The organism is Natrialba magadii ATCC 43099 (assembly GCF_000025625.1).
GTDB lineage: Archaea > Halobacteriota > Halobacteria > Halobacteriales > Natrialbaceae > Natrialba > Natrialba magadii.
The window spans coordinates 2,941,580-2,962,769 of the sequence record NC_013922.1; the positions used below are offsets into that span (position 1 = coordinate 2,941,580).

Annotated in this window: 18 protein-coding genes and 1 pseudogene; 15 read left to right on the forward strand and 4 right to left on the reverse strand. The window is 59.8% G+C overall.

All coding sequences use genetic code 11. From position 1 onward, the window contains the following. Positions 1-13 precede the first annotated feature (13 nt). The 8 genes and pseudogenes from NMAG_RS22810 to NMAG_RS22175 all read left to right on the forward strand — a co-directional run. Positions 14-277 (forward strand): annotated as a pseudogene (locus tag NMAG_RS22810) (archaellin/type IV pilin N-terminal domain-containing protein); the annotation flags it as partial. Next, a complete protein-coding gene (locus NMAG_RS22675; RefSeq protein WP_407060157.1) occupies positions 263-1,201 on the forward strand; it encodes a flagellin in 939 nt (312 codons plus the stop codon). The pseudogene NMAG_RS22810 and the gene NMAG_RS22675, both read left to right, overlap by 15 nt. Positions 1,202-1,203: 2 nt before the next feature. Beyond that, positions 1,204-1,989 carry a flagellin B4 gene (gene flaB4, locus NMAG_RS13805; RefSeq protein ID WP_004267187.1) on the forward strand — a complete coding sequence of 262 codons (786 nt, stop codon included), beginning with the start codon at positions 1,204-1,206 and terminating at the stop codon, positions 1,987-1,989. 125 nt (positions 1,990-2,114) lie between these two features. Beyond that, a complete protein-coding gene (locus tag NMAG_RS13810) occupies positions 2,115-2,636 on the forward strand; it encodes a flagellin (RefSeq protein WP_004267186.1) in 522 nt (173 codons plus the stop codon). Between the two features lie 70 nt (positions 2,637-2,706). Further along, on the forward strand, positions 2,707-3,192 hold the full coding sequence (locus NMAG_RS13815; RefSeq protein ID WP_004267185.1) for a flagellin: 486 nt from the start codon (positions 2,707-2,709) through the stop codon (positions 3,190-3,192). A gap of 82 nt (positions 3,193-3,274) precedes the next feature. Continuing rightward, complete coding sequence (locus tag NMAG_RS13820) at positions 3,275-4,723, forward strand: FlaD/FlaE family flagellar protein (RefSeq protein ID WP_004267184.1); 1,449 nt, start codon at positions 3,275-3,277, stop codon at positions 4,721-4,723. A gap of 248 nt (positions 4,724-4,971) precedes the next feature. Beyond that, complete coding sequence (flaJ, locus tag NMAG_RS13825) at positions 4,972-6,696, forward strand: archaellar assembly protein FlaJ (protein WP_004267183.1); 1,725 nt, start codon at positions 4,972-4,974, stop codon at positions 6,694-6,696. Positions 6,697-6,786: 90 nt separating this feature from the next. Beyond that, positions 6,787-6,924 (forward strand): hypothetical protein, encoded by a 138-nt coding sequence (locus tag NMAG_RS22175; protein WP_004267182.1) that lies wholly within the window; start codon positions 6,787-6,789, stop codon positions 6,922-6,924. Between the two features lie 318 nt (positions 6,925-7,242). Here NMAG_RS22175 and NMAG_RS13830 read toward each other — a convergent pair whose 3' ends face one another. Then, positions 7,243-8,085, reverse strand: a complete 843-nt coding sequence (locus NMAG_RS13830; protein WP_004267181.1) for a DUF7500 family protein — start codon at positions 8,083-8,085, stop codon at positions 7,243-7,245. 314 nt (positions 8,086-8,399) lie between these two features. Between NMAG_RS13830 and NMAG_RS13835 the strand changes: the two genes are divergently transcribed. The 4 genes from NMAG_RS13835 to NMAG_RS13850 all read left to right on the forward strand — a co-directional run bounded on the left by NMAG_RS13835 (position 8,400) and on the right by NMAG_RS13850 (position 14,343). Next, positions 8,400-10,835 (forward strand): FlaD/FlaE family flagellar protein, encoded by a 2,436-nt coding sequence (locus NMAG_RS13835; protein WP_004267180.1) that lies wholly within the window; start codon positions 8,400-8,402, stop codon positions 10,833-10,835. Between the two features lie 82 nt (positions 10,836-10,917). Then, positions 10,918-11,676: an ATPase domain-containing protein gene (locus NMAG_RS13840; protein ID WP_004267179.1), complete on the forward strand. Its 759-nt coding sequence runs from the start codon at positions 10,918-10,920 to the stop codon at positions 11,674-11,676. 14 nt (positions 11,677-11,690) lie between these two features. Continuing rightward, positions 11,691-13,364, forward strand: a complete 1,674-nt coding sequence (locus tag NMAG_RS13845; protein ID WP_004267178.1) for a type II/IV secretion system ATPase subunit — start codon at positions 11,691-11,693, stop codon at positions 13,362-13,364. 94 nt (positions 13,365-13,458) lie between these two features. Then, entirely contained in the window at positions 13,459-14,343 is an 885-nt protein-coding gene (locus NMAG_RS13850) for a CheF family chemotaxis protein (RefSeq protein WP_004267177.1), read from the forward strand. A gap of 149 nt (positions 14,344-14,492) precedes the next feature. Here NMAG_RS13850 and NMAG_RS13855 read toward each other — a convergent pair whose 3' ends face one another. The 3 genes from NMAG_RS13855 to NMAG_RS13865 form a co-directional block, all read right to left on the reverse strand. Then, positions 14,493-15,713 (reverse strand): chemotaxis protein CheC, encoded by a 1,221-nt coding sequence (locus NMAG_RS13855; protein WP_004267176.1) that lies wholly within the window; start codon positions 15,711-15,713, stop codon positions 14,493-14,495. 6 nt (positions 15,714-15,719) lie between these two features. Beyond that, positions 15,720-16,076: a chemotaxis protein CheY gene (cheY, locus tag NMAG_RS13860; protein ID WP_012996745.1), complete on the reverse strand. Its 357-nt coding sequence runs from the start codon at positions 16,074-16,076 to the stop codon at positions 15,720-15,722. A 483-nt stretch (positions 16,077-16,559) separates the two neighbouring features. Continuing rightward, a complete protein-coding gene (locus tag NMAG_RS13865; RefSeq protein ID WP_004267174.1) occupies positions 16,560-17,369 on the reverse strand; it encodes a CheR family methyltransferase in 810 nt (269 codons plus the stop codon). 384 nt (positions 17,370-17,753) lie between these two features. Between NMAG_RS13865 and NMAG_RS13870 the strand changes: the two genes are divergently transcribed. From NMAG_RS13870 to NMAG_RS13880, 3 genes are all read left to right on the forward strand, one after another. Beyond that, positions 17,754-18,497 (forward strand): bacteriorhodopsin, encoded by a 744-nt coding sequence (locus NMAG_RS13870; protein WP_004267173.1) that lies wholly within the window; start codon positions 17,754-17,756, stop codon positions 18,495-18,497. 179 nt (positions 18,498-18,676) lie between these two features. Further along, a complete protein-coding gene (locus NMAG_RS13875; RefSeq protein WP_004267172.1) occupies positions 18,677-20,320 on the forward strand; it encodes a methyl-accepting chemotaxis protein in 1,644 nt (547 codons plus the stop codon). A gap of 87 nt (positions 20,321-20,407) precedes the next feature. Continuing rightward, positions 20,408-21,154: a bacteriorhodopsin gene (locus tag NMAG_RS13880; protein WP_004267171.1), complete on the forward strand. Its 747-nt coding sequence runs from the start codon at positions 20,408-20,410 to the stop codon at positions 21,152-21,154. Positions 21,155-21,190: the final 36 nt, after the last annotated feature.

A 21,190-nucleotide genomic window follows, 5' to 3' on the forward strand; every position in this document is an offset into this window, starting at 1 on the left:
CTTTGCAATAATCATGTTCACATCCAATACAGATGACGACCGTGGCCAGGTGGGGATCGGTACGCTCATCGTGTTCATCGCGATGGTGCTGGTCGCTGCGATTGCTGCGGGCGTATTGATCAATACGGCTGGCATGCTGCAGACGCAGGCCGAAGCCACCGGCGAAGAGAGTACAGATCAGGTAAGTGACCGACTTGAAATCTCGAGTACGTCTGGAGATTTCAGTGACGTAAATACCCTTGGTGCCGGTGAAGGCGAAGAATTGGAGGTAACGGTTGAAGCCGGTGACGCTACGGCAGCAGGCGAAGAAGTCGTAATAAGAGTTGCAACAAGTGCTGAATCTGGATTTGAGGACTCGAAGGCAATCGAATTACCTGATGAAGCCGGAGATCCAACAACTGTCACACTTGATAATCTTCCTTCAATAGGTGGTGCATTGGTAACTGTTGATGGAGAAAATGTTCAAGCAGTAACGGAAGACAGTGTGGACCTCACTCAAGGAGATCCAAGCGTCAGTTTTAACGTAGACGAACTCAGTGATGATTCCGAGTCGACTATTGGTCTTCAACTCACCGCTGATGCTGGTAACAACTTCTGGGACGAAATAGCGGAAGATAATATCGAAGATACCGTTACTGTTCAGTTGACCGACTACGAGCGTACTGAAGCTGAAATAACGAACGTGAATAATTGGGGCAGTGATGACGCAGAGATTGAGTGGGAAGCAACGGTGCCGGCTGACGAGGGAGACTATGCAGTGGAAGTAATAGGATTCGACTCAGCACGGATGCTTCCAATTTCGACAAATGAGGTAGCAAGTACAACGGAAGATCCAGAACTTGGTGAAACTGACACTCAAATCGACAACCTTCAGTTCTCTGTCGCTACTGCACCTGGCTCTGACGCGATCGATCTTGAGGAGACGTCAGTGCAGTTCATCGGTGATCAGGGCGAGGAGACGGTTACGATCACTGACCGGAACGTCGAGAACATCCAGGGTGTCGACGGAAACGTCCTGACGGATAATTCCGATCGTGCACTCGTCTCGTTCGACCCAGTCGCCGACATTGACGGATTCAACCGAATCGAAGAGAGCGAGGACCTCACCGTCATATTCACGACGGCATCGGGAGCCTCGACAGAGACCGAACTACGCATTCCAAGCACCTTCCTCGAAGGTGACGAATCTGTGAGGCTATAACCATGTTTGTCAACGAAACTACCGACGACCGCGGCCAAGTGGGGATCGGTACGCTCATCGTGTTCATCGCGATGGTGCTGGTCGCTGCGATTGCCGCAGGTGTACTGATCAACACGGCCGGGATGCTGCAATCCCAGGCCGAAGCAACCGGTGAGGAGAGTACCGATCTCGTTTCCGAACGGATCGATTCAACGACTGCAGTCGGTATTGTCTCCGAAACCGAAGTTAGCGAGGAGGCTGGTGCCGACCGAGGTGAACTCGAAGAGATTCGTCTTGGCGTCAGCGGTGCTGCTGGCTCCGACAATATTGACCTCAGTGAAACCATCATTCAGGTTGTGGGCCCTCAAGGACAGGATAACCTTGTGATGGCTGATCCTGGTGATGATGAAATCGATGCCAATGATGATGGATTCGTCACGGTGACTGACGAAGATGGTAATGTGGATGGAGACAGTACTGATGCAACTGATGCTGACCCATCCCACATTGCGTCTGGACACTTCGCCGTTGAAAACGAAGATGGCAATTTCGTCGAGGAAAGCGATGCAGTCCTCGATAACGACAACGGCGAACTCACGATTATCCTCAATCCGAAGGTAGCACCGTTCGGATCGCAAATAAGCGAAAGTGATGAGGAACTAGATCTGCAGGATCTGGACACTGAGGACGCCTTCGGTGCTGGAGACGAATCCTCTCTCAGTATCGTTTCGCCATCCGGTGCAACGACGGAGGTCGAACTGAACGCGCCTGACCTCTTCAGCGAGGACGGCGAAGCAGTTCGCCTCTAAGCAGGCAGTACTTCATTTTTTGCAGCACTGGCTGATGACTGTCCAGTGACATCGTACGCTCCGTTGACCCACACTCCAATGGCCAGAGGTCTTTTAACAACCTGAGCGAAACTACATACCTGAGTATGGGGTTCAGTACGAGCGGCGCTGTTCTTATTATCCTGGTCGGATTTCTCATGGCGGTCAGCGTCATCGTCCCGACCGTATTCAGCGTTAGCTCCACAACTGGCGACGCGTTCGCCACCCAGAACGACCAGCTTCGGGACCAACAGAACACTGCTCTCACCATCGACTCGTTCCACCACATCGATGAGTCGGACTCCGACACCGACGCAATCGTCATCATAACCAACGACGGCTCGAACTCACTCTCTGTCTCCGAAACAACCGCCGTTGTCAACGGCCACTACTACCCCGTAGGCCCGTATACAGAGGCAACAACGATCATCGACGGTGATACGGAACGCGAGGACAGCAACGTCTGGGCACCCGGCACCCAACTCGAGATCGAACTCTCCGAATCTGACTCCGAGGTCACCATCGACGGCGACAGTGACAGCATCCGGATCACGACCGAACGCGGCGTCGCTGACCGGGCAACGATAAGCGATAGTGAGACCGATGGCGAAAGCGGAGGCGAGGACTAATGGGACAGGACTCGACAGCCCAGCCCGCAGACGCGACACCACGAACACCGCTCAGTGAGGTGTGCCACTAATGGCGAGCGTCTCGGCAACACATCTGATCATGTTCATCGGCAGTCTCATCATCGCCTCAGCCGTCGCCGGAACGGTCATCATGGAGGTCGGGAACGTGAGCGACTCAATTGAGATGCGCGGCTCGTCGGTCGCCGAAGAGATCGAAACCGACATCGCGATTATCAGCGACGAATCGCAAGGTGACACGATGGTCGAAGAAACCGGCGACGGCATCTACAACGTCACCGTCCTGGCCAAAAACATCGGTAACAAGGACATACCTGCTGAACAACAGATCATCGACGCACTGATCGACGGCACCTACTCGACAGTCACGGACGTGACTCGAGTAGACGAGGACAGCGACACCTGGCAGTCCGGTGGCGTCGTCGAGGTGACGATCGAAACGCACGAGGTAAGCGGCGACACTGAGGTCATCCTCCTCGTCAAGGGCAACGAGGATACGATCTCGTTCTACTGGGATGGAGACGAAGGCGGACACTGAGACACTGAGAGCGAACCCGAACGACTGCACGCATAGACCGGCAACAGCCCCCAACACACACTGAAACGAAACCAGACTACCCATGACACTACTGCTATTCAGCCAACTCGGTGGCGGCAACGAATCGGACGACGCTGACGATACCGACGCCGACGAGGGCGACGACCTCCTCGGCAGCGACGACGGCCTGATCGGCGACGACCTCGGCTTCGACGACGGCGACGACGAAGACTCGATGGACGAGGAACTCACCTACCGTCTCGACGAGGTCGAAAAGGAGGTCGACTCCCTCGAGAACAAGGTCGAAACCGTCCGCGGGGAGAACGAACAGATCAGCGACTCGATCACGAGCGTCGAGCGCAACGTCGACAAGCTCGTCGACATGTACGAGATCGTCACCCAGGGAATCAACCCCTTCGTCGGCGATCAGGAACTCGGCAACGCGTTCGAAACCGCCGCGGGGCAGGGCGGCGTCTTCGGCGGCGAGGACGATCCTGCCGACGAGATCGACGATGATATCATCAACTCCGAAGCGGAGGACTTCCTCGATGACGACCTGGGTGAGGACCCCGCGGACGACGAGTTCGACGACGTGGATACCTTCGAGGAGACGGGTGACGACGTGCTGACGGACGAGTTCGACGATGACGACGATATCAACGAGGAGGATGGCACCGAGTTCGACGACGACCTCGGTGTCGAGATGGATGCGGAGTCGGAACTCTCCGACGAGCTCCTGGACGAAGCCGGTGCAGACGACGAAGACGACGAGGACGACGAAGACGGCGAAGACGGCGAAGACGGTGCAGAAAACGAAGACGAGATCGAGGCAGACCCCGTCGAATCGATCAGCGACGCAGACCCAGCTTCCGATGCAGCCTCTGAGTCAGCGCCAGCAGCCCAGGACCCACCTGCTCCAGCACTCGACGGAACGAACGGCGAGGACGGCGACCTCCCGTATCTCGTCACCCTCCCTGCCAGAAACGACGCCGAACTGGCGACACTCGAGTGGCTCCAGTTTCTCGTGGATGCGGCGGGACTCGAGGGGGCGGCACAGACGATTGCGTACTACGAGTCGGTGGGCTGGATTTCGCAGCCGGTGGAGACGTACTTGCACCGGCTGTTGAACGGGTTTGGCGGTGACGATGCGCCGCTTGCGGCTGCGGAGATCGAGCCGAAGTCGGTGTTGCGAAACGACGAGCACAAGCGGAGTTTGCGGTATATTGCGGGGATTGCGACGCCGGAGCGGGGTGTGTCGGATGTTGCTTCTGGTGTTGCTGGTGCCGCTGGTGTTTCTGGGGGGGCTGGTTCCTCTGCTTCCGCTAGTGCTTCTGCTTCCGCTGATGTTTCTGCTGCTGATGGAGGTGGTGGGACTGAGACGAAAAGTGTGTCAGATGCCGATACCGGATCTGAGACGGAGGGTGTCGCCGTAAGCGAGTCGGAGGCGGATGTGGGAGAGCTGAGAGAGTCGGAGGCGGATGTGGGAGAGCTGAGAGAATCGAAAGCGGATGTAAAGTCCGGTCGAGAGTGAACTCGGCGTCTGACCGGCAAGCACTGACCCGGATCGCCGAAATGAGACGTGTTCGCACACCGGCGCCGCCAGTTTTTGCCGAGTCGACAGTACCAGCCAGAAGTTTTGTATGCTGAGCATTCAAAGGAGTGTCTACGACACGGAAGTAGTCGTGGCTGCGCCGACAGCTGGTGACGGAATCGACTGTTGGCGGTGTCGATCGGCAACGGCCACTACAACCAGCGCAGGCGGAAGACGCAGGATGCACAATGGGTATTGCGGATAACACAGCGGCGATCAACGACCTCAGCAAGTCCATCATTCGGTCGTACGACGAGATGGATCTCCCGGCACGGTTGTACGTCCCGGGGGTACTGCTGCCTGCGTTCCTGTTCTTCCTCGCAACCATCGTCATCGCGGTGGCCCTCGACGTCTTCGTGCTGGTCAAACTCCTGATTCCGGTGCTCGGCCTCCTCGTCTTTGTCGCGGCGGTGGGCTATCCCCGACTGGCAGTCGACCAGCGCCGCATCGAGATGGAGAACCGGTTCCATCTGTTCATTATTCACATGACCATTCTGTCGACGACGAACATCGACCGGATGGAAGTGCTGCGTAGGCTCGCCCAGGAAGAGGAGTACGGCGAACTGGCAGACGAGGTCCAGCGCGTCGTCGACCTCGTCGATGTCTGGCACCTGAGTCTCGGCGACGCCTGTCGCCGCCGGGCGAAGGCGGTTCCGAGTGAGTCTGTGGCCGACCTCTTCGAGCGGATGGCCTACACGCTCGGGGCTGGCCAGCAACTCGACGAGTTCCTACATCAGGAACAGGACGTCCTGGTAGAGAAGTACTCGACAGTGTACAGGCAGTCGCTTGGCAACCTGGACGTGCTGAAGGACCTCTATCTCTCGTTGATCATCTCGATGACGTTCGCGCTGGTGTTTGCGATCGTCCTGCCGCTGCTGACCGGCAACGACCCGACGCTGACGACGAGTATCGTCATCGTCCTGTTCGTCTTCATCCAGATCGGGTTCTTCTTCGTCATCCGCGCGGTCGTCCCAGACGATCCGATCTGGTATCTGGAGGATGGGTATCGCACGGCGACCAAAAAGCGGATGCTCGCCTCGACGGTCGTCGGCGTCGGGCTGAGCGTCCTCACCGTCATCCTTCTGGGGCTGATCTTTCTCGGCGTACTGCCGGAGCCAGGTGGTCTCCCGATTCGTGACCTGCCCTCGATGCTCCACATGCCCATCGCAACCCTCCCGCTGTTGATTCCGGGACTCGTCTTCTGGTACGAGGAACGGCGCGCGTTCCAGCGTGATCGGGCGTTTCCAAACTTCATCCGCGCGCTCGGGACAAGCGAGAGCGCAAAGCAGAGTACGACCTCCGAAGTGCTCGCGACGCTGCGCTCGAAGGACTTCGGCCCGCTTACCGAGAACGTCGACGACCTCTATCGCCGGCTGAACATGCGCCTGAGCACCGAGAAATCCTGGCGCTACTTCACCGGTGAGGCAAACACGTTCCTGATCCAGAAGTTCAGCGAGATGTATCTGGTCGGTCGCGAGATGGGTGGTGGGCCAAAGCGCCTCGGCGAACTCATCAGTACGAACATGAGTGAGATTATCAACCTGCGCGAAGAGCGCAAGCAGCAGACGACCACGCTCGTCGGCGTCATGTACGGCATCACCGCCGCCTCGGCGTTCGCGTTCTTCATCGGACTCGAGTTAGCCCTGATGCTCTCGAGTTTCGATATCGATCTCGACGGCCAGATGGGCGGGCAACTCATCCACACGGACGAGTACAACGTGCCGGTGCTCCGGTATCTGATCGTGCTGGTGTTGATTTTCAACGCGTTCATCTCGTCACTGGTGCTTCGGGTGGCAGACGGCGGCCACTTCGGCAATTCGTACGTTCACTTCACGGCGCTGTTATGGATCGGCGCGGTGACGGGGACGCTCACGGAGCGACTGGTCGACCTGCTGATCACGGTGGATCTGTGAGGAGATCTACAGACAACTATCGTGAGCCGACCGCTGGGAACGGCCACAAGACAATTAGTAGCTGCAGCGAAACCGATGGGATAGATAACGATGCGTCTCGACCGAAATCAGCGGTTCCACGCAGCGACACGCGGCATCGAATCGGTACAAAGCGGTGCCCTTCTCTTTGGGTTCTCGCTTCTGCTCTCGTTTTTCATGGGAACGGTCATCTTCATGAACGGCGGGTAGCGCGGGATTTGCAGAGATAGTCGCCTTCTGCAGAGATAGTCGTCTCCGTCCTATAGTAGCCACTGCAAGTCAATGCACACCTGATCGCCAGATGACTCGGCGATCAGTGTGTAACTAGGTGCAGTTGTTACTATAGCAACGCGTACGCGCTTGAGTACAGACACAGAGACAGACAGACAGACAGACTCAGAGAGACAGACAGACTCAGAGAGACAGACAGACAGACAGAACCAGCGACCCACAGGCAACTCGAGTGACGCTGACTGCAGGGGCGACTCACAGTACACAAGACACAATTCACAGCTCACAGCTCACAGCTCACTCGAGTGCATCGCGCAGGTCGCCGATGGTGTCGGTTTCGTCGAGTCCGTGTTTGGCGGCGGTTTTTCGCAGTTGTGACTCGGTGAGTTCGGGGGCAAATTCGGATTTCGCGAAGAGGAGGGAGGCGGTTCGCATCGTGGGTGTTTTGCGAGCGACGTGTTGGGCGTACCAGAGGACGAGATTGTCGAAGGTGCCGACGATGTCGTCGGAGGCGGTTCGGTGGCGGACGGAGTCGCTGCCGAACTGGGCGACGATGTCGAGCGCGAGTCGCGCGTCGGTCCGATCGAGTTCGTCGGCGAGGATGGAGCGGGCGTGTTCGGGGCTCTGGGGGGGTTGTGGGGTGGGTTGGTGTGGGTGTTGTTGCTGTTGCTGGGGCGGTTGTTGGTCCTGTTGCTGTCGTCGTCCCTGTCCCTGTCCCTGCCCCTGCGCTTGCTGCGCTCGGTCCTGTTCGGACTCGACCTGTTCTCGTGCTGGCGCTTGCTGTGACGGGCGTTCCTTTCGGGTTTCGGTGTCGGTGCTGCGTCCGTCTGCAGTGCCTGGAGTGTCCGTAGCATCCGCAGCGGGCTGTGTCTGTGTGCTTGCGGATTCGTCGCGACTACTCGGCCGTCTCTGTGTCTCGTCTGGGACGTTCGGTGGGCTGTGGTCGGCCGAAACGACGTACCGGCTCTCGGAAACCTCGGCCACGTAGGGGCTCTCGGTGAAGTCCAGTTCGTCGGGCGAAAGGACGCCGCCGCCGTTGTTGCCGCCCGGTTGCTCGCTGGGGAGGACCGGCGGAACGTCGGCGTCAGCATCGGCGTCGGCCGTCGACTCGGGATTGCCACCCTCGTTACGATCTGTCATGAAGCGATCGGTAGTGAGCGTACGAGAGCAACCGAAAAGAAACCTTTGTTCGGGTGAGCCCTGTGAGAACGGGAAAATCGCCCACTGTCGGAAGCGAGCAGAGACCCACATCGACGCTGGAACGCAGAATCTGACGGCTCGGAACGTAACGAGCCAATCGGCCACAATTACTTAATACGTAGGTTGTCATAGTTTTCCTGAATGACGACTCGTAGCCAGTCAGAGCGCAGGGCCACCACGCGGATTCGGTCCGGTGGCCGGCTCCGGATGGCGGCGAGCGAACGAGCGGTAGACGCCAGCGGAACAGGTTCACCATGGTACTCTCGATAATCGGCAACATACTCGGAGACGGCGATGGCAACAGCGGCACTCGCTCGAGCTCCGGGAACGATAGCGATGACATCCTCGGTGGTGACCTCGCCGGCAGTATGAGCGACGACGAGTTGTTGCCCGGAGCGCGAGCGGAAAGCGCTACTGGGGGCAACGGCGGCGATGGCACTGGTGACGAGGCTCTCTTTGACGATGGCGATCTCGGCGGTGGCGACGACTTCCTCGACGACGACTCGATGTCCATCGACGGCATGGGCGAGATGTCTGACATGGACGAGATGGGCGGTATGGGCGAAATGTCCGATATGGGGTCGATGGATGGCATGGACGCCATGGACGACGGCGGAACCGTCTCGAGTGAAGTCGAAGCGCGCGTCGAAGAGATGGAGAACAGCGTCGGCTCGCTCTCCTCGACGGTGAACACCGTCCAGAGCGAGAACGAAAAGATCGGCGAATCGCTCGACGACATCGAGGAGAACATCCGGAAACTCCTCGAGGTCTACGAGATGGTAACGCAGGGTGTGAACCCGTTCGTCGAGGGCGACTCTCTCGCCGATTCGATGGGCGCTGGTGCCGCTGGCAGCGGTGACTTTGGCGGACAGAGCCTTTTCGACAGCGGCGACGGCGGCGAAGCGGACGAGACGATCGACGAAGATATCGCGAACGCCGAGGCGGACGACTTCCTCGACGAGAGTATCATCGACGACGATGATGGCTTCGACGACGACTTCGACGACCTAGAGGACGAGACGAGCATGGACGGAGACGACAACCTCGACCCCGATGCAGACGCAGACGCCGCTGGTGACGATGAGCTGTCGTTCGACGAACTGAAATCTGAATACGAATCCGGTGACGCCAACTGGGACAGCGACGAAAGCGCTGCCGACGACGGCGACACCACCGACGACGAGGACGACCTGGCAGCCGACGACGATGACGGTTTCGACGACGATCTCGCCGTCGACGGCGACGAAGCGGACGAGACCGACTCGCTCATCGACGACGCTGACGCCATTGCGAGCGACGAGACGAGCGATACAGACGGCGACACAGCCGACCTCGCTGCACACGACCGTTCCCACCCCGTGTGGGACGACGGCGGCCGCCCGTACCTCGAAACCATCCCCTCCGAGTACGACACCGAGTTCGTCGTCATGGACTGGCTCGAGTACCTGGTCGACGAACTGGGGCTCAACGGTGCGGCCCGAACACTCCGGTTCTACGAGTCAGTCTACTGGGTGAGCACGTCGGTGGAATCACACCTACAGACGGTGCTGAACGGCTTTGGTGGCGGACCGGACATCGGCGAGCCAGAACCACACTCCTCACTCGGCGTCGATCACAAACGCAGCCTCTGGTGGATCAGCCAGATCGCAACGCCGGAGAAGAAGCGGCGCCCGTTCGACGTGTGGGTCGACGAAGAAAATATCACGGTCGAGCAGGCGATGGCTGTCGCGGAACAACACCAGCCGGAAGTGGGCGCTGAGGATGGAGGTGACAGTCACGGTCACGGTCACGATCACGATCACGATCACGGTGAAAACAAAGTCGAACACAACGACGCCGACCCAGCCGCCGGAACTGACCACACAACTGCAGTCGACGAGTTCGAACCAGTTGCGGCGACAACTACGACCACGACCACGACTACGACTGACGCAATCGACACCGCCGATACTGCCACTGGTGAGGAACTCACGTTCGATGAAACGACAGTGGCCGACGATCACGCCGAACTCGAGTCACCGACGGAAACGGCTGCGGGAGACAACAGTCATATCGACCAGAATCTCGACCCTGATCCCGACCCCGACCCCGACTACGACCTAGACCCAGACTCAGACCCAGACCCCGACACAAACTCATCCGAAGACGACATCGAACTCGAGTTCGCCACGGACGAACCACTCGATCCGTTCGCGGCCGAGGACGACTCGACCGACCAGACCGAGGGTGACGGCGAAGCTGACGGCCGGCCGGCTTCGGGTGCGGACACCGATGGGGAAGTAGCGACGACCACACCGGCAGCCGACACCGAACTCGAGTCCAGCGGCGCACAGAAAATCTTCATCGAGGAGGCAGAGGAGGACACGGTGGAGCAGAACCACCGCAACGAACCGGCCGGCGAGCGAGTCGAGCCGGAAGCGGAGGTGACGGATGGTGGGCAGATGATCTGGGTCGATTCGGATGTCGTGCTCTCCGAGTCCGGTGCCAGACTGTGCAACACGCGCGCGACCACCGGTGGCGTCGACCGTGGGGAGCAGGCCGAAATCGCAAAGCCGCTCGTCGTTTCGGACGAACCGGCGGATCTCGACGGCTGGCAGGTTGAACGGATCAAGCTCCTGCTCGCGCCGGAGGAGTTCGAGGGTGGGTGTGAGCAGCCAACCGACGAGGCTGCACACGACCACGAACAGTAAGACGCTGGACAGGACGAGCAAGTAGACTGAAGACTGAAGAGCCCGGAGAACGAGCCACGAGGCAAGACCAAGACGAGAGACGATGAGTCAGTTTAAAAATATCTTCTCACTCGGTCTCGACGACCGCGACCGACTGAACAAGGAACTCGGGGGCGGTATCCCGACCGGGAGTATCGTACTGATGGAAGGCGACTACGGCGCCGGCAAGAGCGCCATCTCACAGCGATTTGCGTACGGTCTCTGTGAAACGGACAAATCCGTGACGTTCCTCTCGACCGAACTCGAGGTCAAGGGGTTCGTCGACCAGATGGACTCGCTGAACTACAACGTCGAGGAGCACCTCCTCTTCGAGAACATGCTGTTTCTCCACGGCGACCTCGACAGCGGGAGTGTACTCTCTGCGACTGACGAGGAACAGACCAGACAGGATCTGCTGACCGACCTCATGGACGAGGAAACCCTCTGGTCCGCCGATGTCATCATCATCGACACCTTCGACGCCATCCTGCGTAACGATCCGAAGTTCGAGGCGCTGGTTCGCCAGAACGAAGAGCGCCAGGCCGCCCTGGAGATCATCTCGTTCCTTCGCAACATCATTTCGCAGGGAAAGATCGTCGTGTTGACCGTCGACCCCTCGACGGTCGGCGACGAGGCGATCGGTCCGTTCCGGTCGATCGCTGACGTTTTCATCGAACTCGAGATGATCGAGGTCGGGAACGACATCCGTCGGCAGTTGTTCATCAAGCGCTTTGCGGGGATGGGCGAACAGGTCGGTGACCGAATCGGGTACTCGGTTCGGTCGGGAACAGGTATCGTGATCGAGAACCGGAGTGTTGCCTAGAGGGTGACGGTTGTATGACGGAAATGGGAACGCCGAAGCCGTCGGACGAGCTCCAGGAGCTGGCCGCACGCCGCCCGCATCTGCGCGAGCATTTGAAGAAGTTCAGGCAGATCACGGGTGAGTTCCCGCTGTTGATCGACGAACCGTCCGCTGAGTACGAGACACCGCATCCGAACGTCCTGTACCCGGTCGGTGGCCCGATCTATAGCCACGTCTACGGCGACGTGGGGACGAAGATGCAGTACTTCGCCGTCGAGCCAACGCTCTCTGACGAGGAGCAGTCCGTGTTCTCGACGGTCAAAGACTCGCTGCTTCGTCGAAGTGCGACCAAGGTAGCACCCGAGAAGGACGCAGAGTACAGCGACCGAATCGAGGAGTTACTGAGCGAGACGACCCACATCAAAGGCGACGAGGTCGAAAACATAATCGAGCGGCTCAAGGTCCGCTTCCATCCGGGTATTCAAGAGATTCCACAGGAGACCTACGAGAATATCCGCTACCGGTTGAATCGAGACATCGTCGGCCTGGGGCCACTCGAGCCGGTCATGCGCGACCCGGCGAACGAGGACATTCACGTGATCGGTCCCAACGAGTGTTACGTCGATCACGGTGTCTACGGGATGGTTGAGACGACGGTCGACTTCGGCACGCAAGAGGAGTTCGACCGCTGGCTCTCGAACATGGGTGAGCGCATTGGAAATCCGATGACCGACGCCGAGCCAATCGTTGACTCGACGCTGCCCGATGGCTCGCGTCTGAACGTCATCTACAGCGACGACGTGAGCGTGAAGGGGCCGAGCCTCACGATTCGTCAGGGCGACGAGGTGCCCCTGTCGGTCACCCAGATTACGAACTGGGGGACGCTCTCGCCCGAGCTAGCGGCGTACCTCTGGCTCTGTCTGGAGAACGAGCGAACGGTGTTCGTCGTCGGCGAGACGGCATCCGGGAAGACGACGACGCTGAACTCGATCATGTCGTTCATCCCGCGGGACTCGAAGATCTACACCGCAGAGGACACGGCAGAGGTGCTTCCGCCGCACGACACGTGGCAGCAGCTACTGACCCGCGAGAGTCGCAGCGAGGACAGTGCGGACGTCGACATGTTCAACCTGGTCGAGGCCGCGTTGCGTTCGCGTCCCGAGTACATCGTCGTGGGTGAGGTTCGTGGTGAGGAGGGGCGTATGGCGTTCCAGGCGGCCCAGACCGGGCACCCGGTCATGCTCACCTTCCACGCGAGCGACATCGTTTCGATGATCCAGCGCTTTACCGGTGACCCGATCAACGTCCCCGAGACGTTCATGGACAACGCCGACGTGGCGCTGTTCCAGAACCGCGTCAAGCAGGGCGACGACGTCCTCCGTCGGGTGACCTCGGTCCAGGAGATCGAAGGCTACTCCGAGCAGATGGATGGGGTCGTCACCCGGCAGGTGTTCTACTGGGACCCCGTCGAGGACGAGATCGTCTTCCAGGGAATGAACAACTCCTATGTGTTAGAAGAGCAGATCGCGACCCTGCTCGGATACGCCGACACCCGCGACATCTACGACGACCTCCAGTTCCGTTCGGACATCATCGAGCGGATGATCCAGGAGAACATTCTGGCGTACCACGAGGTAAACGACACTATCGACTCCTTCCAGCGCGACGGTGTCGAGGGACTGCCGTTCCACGTGACTCGGCCTGATTAACGGCCTCTCGTTCTCGATTCCGACACGTCGGCGAATCGACCGCACCGGCGAAAACGTGTAAAGAGCTAAGAGATTTCGACGAGAAGGAACTGCTATGTCTGAAGACGTCGTTGCCGACTTTACCGGTCGGTTCTTCCGCAACCACGGAGAGTCACCGGGCACGCCAACGTCGGGACGAATCATCATGACGAAACGCCGCCTGGTCCTCGCGACGAACGACGACAAGACGACGATTCCGCTCTCGACAGTGATCGACGTCAACGTTGGAACCGTCCCCAGCCACGTCAAACAGTTCTTCGACGACACAGTGACCATCGGCTACAAGGACGACGGCCAGACCCGAAGCGCTGTCATCGAGAGCACGGGTGAAACCGTCGACACCTTCGTCGCAATTCTCTTTCGCTGTCTCCTCAACGGTCGCAAAGCGGCGGTCAAACACCCCGCACGGGTCGGTGGCCGCGTGAAAGACACGCCCGTCGTGCCTGGGAAAATTCGAATCAAGAATCGGCGGATCGAAGTCGCGAGCAAGCGCGGAACCTTCAGCTTCGACGTCGAGACTGTGATGCGAATCGAACGCTCGAACAAACTCGGCGAGAGTGCCGACCGCGTCACGCTGGTCGTCAAGTATATCGACACGGATACCGACGCTGGCCTGACCAAAACGTCGCTCATCTCACCCGTCAAGAGTCAGTACGTCAACCTGCTCGGACGCTTCCTCCGACTCGAGCTCGACGAGTTGCGCGAGGAGGTCGCCGACATCGAGTTGACGAATCCCGAAAAACGCGTGCTGGTCGGCATTCACGCGACTGGTGGCGACATCGACTTTACGAACATGCTGGACGGCGACCCGGCGTACGTGACGAACGTCCTGAACTCGGTCCAGAACAAGGACCTGGTACTCGAGAACGCAAGCGGACTGTCGTTGACGTCGAAGGGGCGGATTGTCGTGAGCGAGCGGATCGAGGACGTGAACGCCTGACTACCGAACGGGGCGTTCGAGTGTGATTGGGATTGGAGTGTCGTGGCCGTTTCAGATGGATAGAAACGGACGACTCGCGCTGTACTGCAACACTGAGACGAAAAACGATTGCACAACACCGCACGACACCACTGCGTCTCGGAGGTGCGCTATCGCTGGCGGTCGAACAACTCGGCCGGATCGACGCGGGTGTTTTCGGAGTTTTCGATCAACAAATCGCCGAGCGCCTGCTTGAGTTCGGACCGTCGCGGTAGTGCGAGCATCTGGCAGGTGAACACCTGGTCGCTGTTGGTCTGGATGTTCGAGTCGAGCATGAACGCGTGATCGTCGGTTTCGGCCATCTTGGCCGTGATCGGCGTCATGATCGACGAACCGGTGTCGGCGACGAACTGCGGCGGCTCGTGTTTGATCTCGGCGTTCAACACGTTCGCCCAGCCGTCGACGAAGCCGCTGGTCATGATGTTGCCGAGTTCCTTCAGCGCGCCCTGTTCGACGGAGCCCCACTGCTCGTCAGTTTCCATCGGAACCAGCGAGTCGACGACCGCCCGGCCGGAGGGCTGGTCGAACAGGATGACCAGATTCCCGCTGAACTTGCCGTCGAACGGCATGACGGTCCCCACGTATCGCTTATTGCCGACCTCCGTCGGAATATCTTCGATCGGAACGAGCGTCAGACGGCTGATCTCGACCGTCGTGTCGATGCCGGTCATCGACGTGATGTTCGTCGCGGCCTTCTCTGCACCCTCCTTGGTCATGTCGTTGAAGACCTTGAGTTTCTCCACCGAGACGATGTCCTCGGTTCGCGGCTCGAAGGCGCGCTCGAGTGAACTCGAGTCGGGGACGAGCAGGATTCGGAAGTCGATCGGTTCGTTGACGCCTTCCTCGGCGGCTTCGACACGGCTCCGGAAGACGAACAGGTAGTTATCTTCGGTCGTTGCAGACTTTGGCAGCACGTCGGTTCCGGTGCCCTGGATGTACGTCGGCGGCGAACTCTTGATCTTCGCGTTCAGGTAGTTCGCCCAGCCGTCGACGAAGCCGCTTGACATGATGTTGCCGACCTCCTCGATGCTGCTTTTTTTCTTTGCTGGATCGTCGGCCGGGACGAGTTTGTCCGTGATCGCTTTTCGGCCCTGTTCGTCGAACGCGAGGACGACTTCGCCCGAAATCTCACCAGTGAGATCGATATTGACGCCGGCGAACTCGTTGCCGATGAACTCGTACTGGAGGTCCGAGGAGGACATGAGCGAGACGTTCGTCACCTGCACGCTCGTGCTGATGCCCGTCAGTTGGGAGAGCGATTCAGCAGCCGATTGTGCGCCGTCGTGAGCGAGCTCCTGGTAGGTTTCGAGCTCGCGAATATCGATTTCCATGGAGAGTTACCCGGCCGCGATGCTGTTGAGTTCCTCGAGGACGCTTTCCTTCTGGAACGGTTTCGTGATGTAGCCCTCGGCACCGGCTTTGATCGAGTCTTTCATCTGCTCTGCCTGCTCGACGCTGGTGCACATGACGACCTTCGCGTTCGGATCCATATCCGTAATCTCGTCGGTCGCCTCGATGCCGTCTTTGATCGGCATCACGATGTCCATGAAGACGATATCCGGCTGTTCTTCCTGATAGAGTTCGACGGCCTCGACCCCGTTTTCGGCCTCACCGACGATGGTGTGGTCTTCTTCCAAAATTTCACGGAGAAGATCCCGCATGAAGCCGGAGTCGTCCGTGATCAGCACATCCATGAACGAGTCAATACACGCAGATTACTTAATAATATTGACCAAGATGGTGACACTCGACCGACTGTAATCCGCTGACAGCGTGGTGGTCGAGTATGCGGACGGGACGGACGATGAGGGACGAGTACGTAACGCTGGCCAATTACAGCGACACGAGGTCGTTTACGCCCCAAAACCAGGTTCAGCGTGTCTGTACTCGTCCTGGTTGACTGCACCCGAAGCGAGAATCGGCCATAAGCTTTACAACCGTATGGCCATAAATCGGTTTCAAATCTGATAATACGGTGTACCCGGTCGTTAGTACATCGGCGGGGGCGAGAAAACAAACGCTCCAGTCGTCTACGCGGCAGGTTTGGTCAATAGCGGGAACGCAGTACTCGTACAGACAGCACTCACTCGGCCGTAGACACAGTCTGTGTTCTCACACGCGCACACGCGCACTCGTCGACTACTACTACTCGCCCAGTAGCGACAGCACACATCGACTCACACCCGCTGGTAAATTCGGTGCCGGTTATCCGTCGCCTCGAACGTCGACTTCAACGACGGCGGAATCGTCTCACTCTTGCCGATCACCAGATACCCATCCTCCTCGAGCGACTGAGCAATCGTCTCGAGCATCGACCGCTTGTACTCCGTATCGATGTAGATGAACAGGTTGCGACAGGTGACCAGATTGAACCCCGACTTCGACGCCCCGCTGATCAGGTCGTGGCGCTCGAACGTCACCGGCCGCTTGACCCGGTCGCGCACGCGATAGACGCCCTCCTCTCGGTCGTGGTCGACGTACTGCTCGTAGTTCGAGAGGTACTCGAGTTCCCCGCCGAGATCGGTGGTTCGTGACTCCTCGTAGACACCGTCGCGGGCGACGTCGAGGGCGTCCTCGCTGATGTCTGTGGCGCGAATTTCGACGGCGGATTCGTCGATCTGGGGGTCGGCGTGGACGAGCATCGACAGCGAGTAGGGTTCACGGCCGTCGGCGCAGGCGGCGCTCCAGATCGAGACCTGCCGTTCGCGCGCGGAGAGGGTACGGAGGACATCGCGGATGCCGTCCCAGACTTCGGGGTTGCGAAAGAAGCCGGTGACGTTGATGCTCATCGAGTCGAGGAGGGCTGCTTGCTCGTCCGGGTCAGTCCGCAACTGGTCGAAGTACTCGCTGTAGTCGTCACACTTCGTCCGGCGGAGGCGAGCCGTGACTCGTCGGTCGAGGTAGCTATCGTTGTAGTGGCTGGTCGAGAATCCCAGTTCGGTTTCCATGTAATCGAGGAGAGCGCGGAACGAGTCATCGGCGGGCACGGTTATACATAATTCTCAGATTCCGTGCAATAATAATCTTACGACACTGTTTAGCTCTCTTACGTCTCTGCAGTAGTTGATTCGAATATGTATTCATAGTTATGAGTGTGGTGAACTGCGAAAATCACAGGCAGGCAGCGGGGCGAAACGAACGGCGGCGCTGACGGGAGTGGAAACCGGCTGGAACTATAGGTTCACAAACAATTATATGGGTTGTCACTCTATCACGAGTGGGTGAGTGCCTCTGACAGTACGCAGTACTCCGCGACACAGCGAACGATGGGGCTGTCGGAACCGTTTCAAAAACAGCCGATACGGCACGGTGCGGGCTGAACGACGGCAGGCAGCAATCCGACGGAGAAGGCCGACAACGGAGGGGCGGCAATGATCGCGAGCGAAACGATCCTCACGGGATCCGGACTGGCACTGCTCGTCGGTGCCGGCGGCTTCGCACTCGGAGCGCGAGCGCTCCCCGCAGCGACGCGCCGATTCGGCTACGCGGTCGTTCTCGCCTGTGCGGGTATGGGGGTTGCGTACCTGCTCATGGCGGCCGGCGTCCTCACCGTTACGACCTCCGGCCGCGAAGAGTCTGCCGTCCGGTTCCTCGGCTACTCGGTCGCAATGACCGTCGGTAGCGTCGTCATCGGTGCACTCGCCGGCGCGAGTACCCGGCGAACAGGTGCACTCGTCGGTGGGAACCTGCTGGCAGTCTGGGGAACGCTCGGAAGCTGGGTGTTCAGCGGAACCGGTGAAACCGTCGCCACAGTCCTCATCCTGGTGTCGTTTCTCGGCGTCGCCGTACTCCTCCTCGGACCGATGGCACGCACTGCCAGGACGGTCCACGCCGAACGCACGCTCCTCTACGGCAAACTCAGAAACCTGGTGTTGCTCGCCTGGGCCAGCCTGATCGTCCTCGGCGCGATTTCGGCGCAGACGCTCGGCCTCACCGACGCCTTCGTCGGCCAGCTCGCCGCGACCTACGTCGACCTCGTCTTCCTGTTTGGCTTCGGCTTGCTCCTCTTTCGGAACGCCGACGCACTCGAGTACATCGGGACCGCTGGGGACGCCGACACTGGGTCGCAGTCAGGCGATGAGCCGTACGCGAGCACGGGTGTGAGCGGCAGGTGAGCGGTGGTCCACGACGGGGGTCGACGCACCGTCGTGCATGCCCGACCCACATGAAGCGAGCTATCGCGGCGGCAATAACGGTTATCAGGTGGCAGTGAGACGTCTATCCCAGGATGGGAGCCAGCAGTCCGTCCTGTCGGACGGGCTCGCTCCGAAGATGCATGAGGGAAGATCACGGGATGCAATTCGATTCACTACTACCAGCACGGATTCGCCAACAGTACAGTGTCAAGATCGCCGGTGCGCTCGGTTTCGTCGCCGTCGTGACGATCGGGTTCGGTGTCCTGTTCGGACTCCATATCGTCAGCGGTCCGACCGAGGGACTGCAAGAACGTGCCATCGCCGGACTGACCGGACTGCTCGTGATTTTCTCGGTCAATCTCGGGCTCGTCGGGATCGTCCTCGGCGGCAACGTCGCGCTCTCGCTGCGCCAGCTTGGCGAGCGAACCGAGCGGATCGGGGACGGCGAGTTCGACGTCGACCTCGAAACCGATCGAGTCGACGAGATCGGCCAACTCTACAACTCTGTCGACACGATGCGCGACTCGCTCGAGACGACACTCGAGGAGGTCGAGGCCGAGCAGGAACGTGCGGAGACGGCACAGGCGGAGGCCGAAGAGCAAGCCGCCCAGCTCGAAGAAGAACGCGAGCGGATTCAGGACCTCCAGCATCAGGCCGAACAGCAGAACCAGGAACTCGTCGCGGAAGCCCAGCGCTTCTCTGACGTGATGGACGAGTGTGCGGCCGGTGACCTCAGCCAGCGTCTGGCTCCGCAGACGGACGACGAAGCGATGCAGGCGATTGCAGACTCGTTCAACCGGATGCTCGATCGGATTGGCGACGTCGTCGCCGAAGTGCAGGACGCGAGCGAGACAGTCGACGAGATGTCCGGCGACCTGCAGGGTTCGAGCCAGCAGATTCGTGCCGCCAGTCAGGAAGTCGCCGAGTCAGTCCAGGAGATCGCAGACGGCGCGACGAGCCAGACCGAGGACCTCGAACTCGCCGCCAGCGAGGTCAGCGACCTCTCTGCAGCCACGGAGGAAGTTGCAGCGACCACCTCCGAGATCGCGACCCAGTCCGAGGGGATGGCGACGCTGGCCGACGACGGCCAGGACGCCGCCGCCGACGCCGCACAGAACATCGACCAGCTCGTCGAGACGACTGAAACCGTCGTCGAAACGGTCGAGGAACTCAACGAGGAGGCCGCCCAGATCGGCGAAGTGATCTCCCTCATCGACGACATCGCCGATCAGACGAACCTGCTCGCGCTCAACGCGAACGTCGAAGCCGCCCGCGCCGACGAGAGCGGTGACGGGTTCGCAGTCGTCGCGAACGAGATCAAATCGCTCGCCGAGGAAACCATGGACGCCGTCGACGAAATCGAAGGGACACTCGAGTCCATCCGTGATCGGACGGGGACGACCGCAGAGGAGATCACGATGGTCGACTCGAACATCAAGACGACGGCAACGCGCGTCGACGAGTTGCAGTCCCAACTCGAGACGATCAGTTCCGAGGCGGACCAGATGGACGCGAGTATTCAGGAGATTACGCAGACGGCGGACGACCAGGCCAGTTCGGCACAGGAGCTTGCGACGATCGTCGACGACGTGACGAGCGTGTCGGCGGAGACGAGCAGTCAGGCCGAGCAGGTCGCAGCAGCCTCCGAGGAGACGACGGCGACGACGGAGAGCGTCTCGACGATGGCGGGCGACCTGGACGAGCAGGCACAGCGGTTGAACGGGTTGATGGAGACGTTCACGATCGATCGCCGAGCCCAGTCTGCTGGGGCGGCCGCTGTCGCGCGAACGGGAGACGACTAACCCGTCTCGTCGCTTCCTGACCAGTACCGAAGTCGACCAGACCAGCACACCAACCACCAACACACCAACATCAGAACCATATCTACGATGATCGAACACACCACGACGTTTGTATTGACGAGCACGATTCTTGCAGTGATGACAGCGGTCTTCCTGCTGTGGACTCGGCGACTCGAGGACGGATCGCGGCGGCTCGGCTACGCGGTCGTCGCCGCCTGTGGAGCGATGAGCGTCGCGTACCTGCTCATGGCTGCGGGCGTGCTGTCCGTGTCGACGACCGGGCGAGACGAGTCCATCGCGCGGTTCCTCGGCTACTCGGTCGCCTGGGGCGCAGTCTGTTACGTGATCGGGATGATCGCCGACGCAGAACGGCGGTATACACTCCTCCTGCTCGGCGGGATCCTGCTAAGTCTCTGGGCGACCGTAGGAAGCTGGATACTCGGCGGGGCAGCGGGTACCGTCCTCACACTCGCGATCGTGGCCGGAGTCAGTGTGATGGGGGGCGTTCTATACGGCCCACTCGCACGCGAGGCACAGACCGTGAGCAGCGAGCGAACGCTGCTGTACGGGCGACTCAAGAATCTGACTATGCTCGTCTTCGTCGGCCTCCTCACAACCGGGATGCTCTCCGCACAGAATCTCGGGTTTACCGACGCCTTCATCGGACAGGCCCTCGCGACCTACCTTGATTTCGTCTGGCTTGCAGGCTTTGGCGGACTGGTACTCCGGAGTAGAGCTGCGCTGTCGGATGCTGGCAACGAGCGCGACGCCACGGAAGCGACGGGATCGAACGCTGAACGCGTTGCCGTCGGGACGGCACAGTCTGCCGACTGACTGCGAGCGCGAACCCGTCACAGCAGGCCCACAACC

Bases quoted from the DNA above. Each gene is read 5' to 3' on its own strand.
- NMAG_RS13845 (WP_004267178.1), top strand. From the start codon at position 11,691: ATGACGGAAATGGGAACGCCGAAGCCGTCGGACGAGCTCCAGGAGCTG.
- NMAG_RS13855 (WP_004267176.1), bottom strand. From the start codon at position 15,713: ATGGAAATCGATATTCGCGAGCTCGAAACCTACCAGGAGCTCGCTCAC.
- NMAG_RS22175 (WP_004267182.1), top strand. From the start codon at position 6,787: ATGCGTCTCGACCGAAATCAGCGGTTCCACGCAGCGACACGCGGCATC.
- NMAG_RS13870 (WP_004267173.1), top strand. From the start codon at position 17,754: ATGATCGCGAGCGAAACGATCCTCACGGGATCCGGACTGGCACTGCTC.
- cheY (WP_012996745.1), bottom strand. From the start codon at position 16,076: ATGGATGTGCTGATCACGGACGACTCCGGCTTCATGCGGGATCTTCTC.
- NMAG_RS13875 (WP_004267172.1), top strand. From the start codon at position 18,677: ATGCAATTCGATTCACTACTACCAGCACGGATTCGCCAACAGTACAGT.
- NMAG_RS13810 (WP_004267186.1), top strand. From the start codon at position 2,115: ATGGGGTTCAGTACGAGCGGCGCTGTTCTTATTATCCTGGTCGGATTT.
- NMAG_RS13835 (WP_004267180.1), top strand. From the start codon at position 8,400: ATGGTACTCTCGATAATCGGCAACATACTCGGAGACGGCGATGGCAAC.
- NMAG_RS13815 (WP_004267185.1), top strand. From the start codon at position 2,707: ATGGCGAGCGTCTCGGCAACACATCTGATCATGTTCATCGGCAGTCTC.
- NMAG_RS13820 (WP_004267184.1), top strand. From the start codon at position 3,275: ATGACACTACTGCTATTCAGCCAACTCGGTGGCGGCAACGAATCGGAC.
- flaB4 (WP_004267187.1), top strand. From the start codon at position 1,204: ATGTTTGTCAACGAAACTACCGACGACCGCGGCCAAGTGGGGATCGGT.
- flaJ (WP_004267183.1), top strand. From the start codon at position 4,972: ATGGGTATTGCGGATAACACAGCGGCGATCAACGACCTCAGCAAGTCC.
- NMAG_RS13830 (WP_004267181.1), bottom strand. From the start codon at position 8,085: ATGACAGATCGTAACGAGGGTGGCAATCCCGAGTCGACGGCCGACGCC.
- NMAG_RS13880 (WP_004267171.1), top strand. From the start codon at position 20,408: ATGATCGAACACACCACGACGTTTGTATTGACGAGCACGATTCTTGCA.
- NMAG_RS13840 (WP_004267179.1), top strand. From the start codon at position 10,918: ATGAGTCAGTTTAAAAATATCTTCTCACTCGGTCTCGACGACCGCGAC.
- NMAG_RS13850 (WP_004267177.1), top strand. From the start codon at position 13,459: ATGTCTGAAGACGTCGTTGCCGACTTTACCGGTCGGTTCTTCCGCAAC.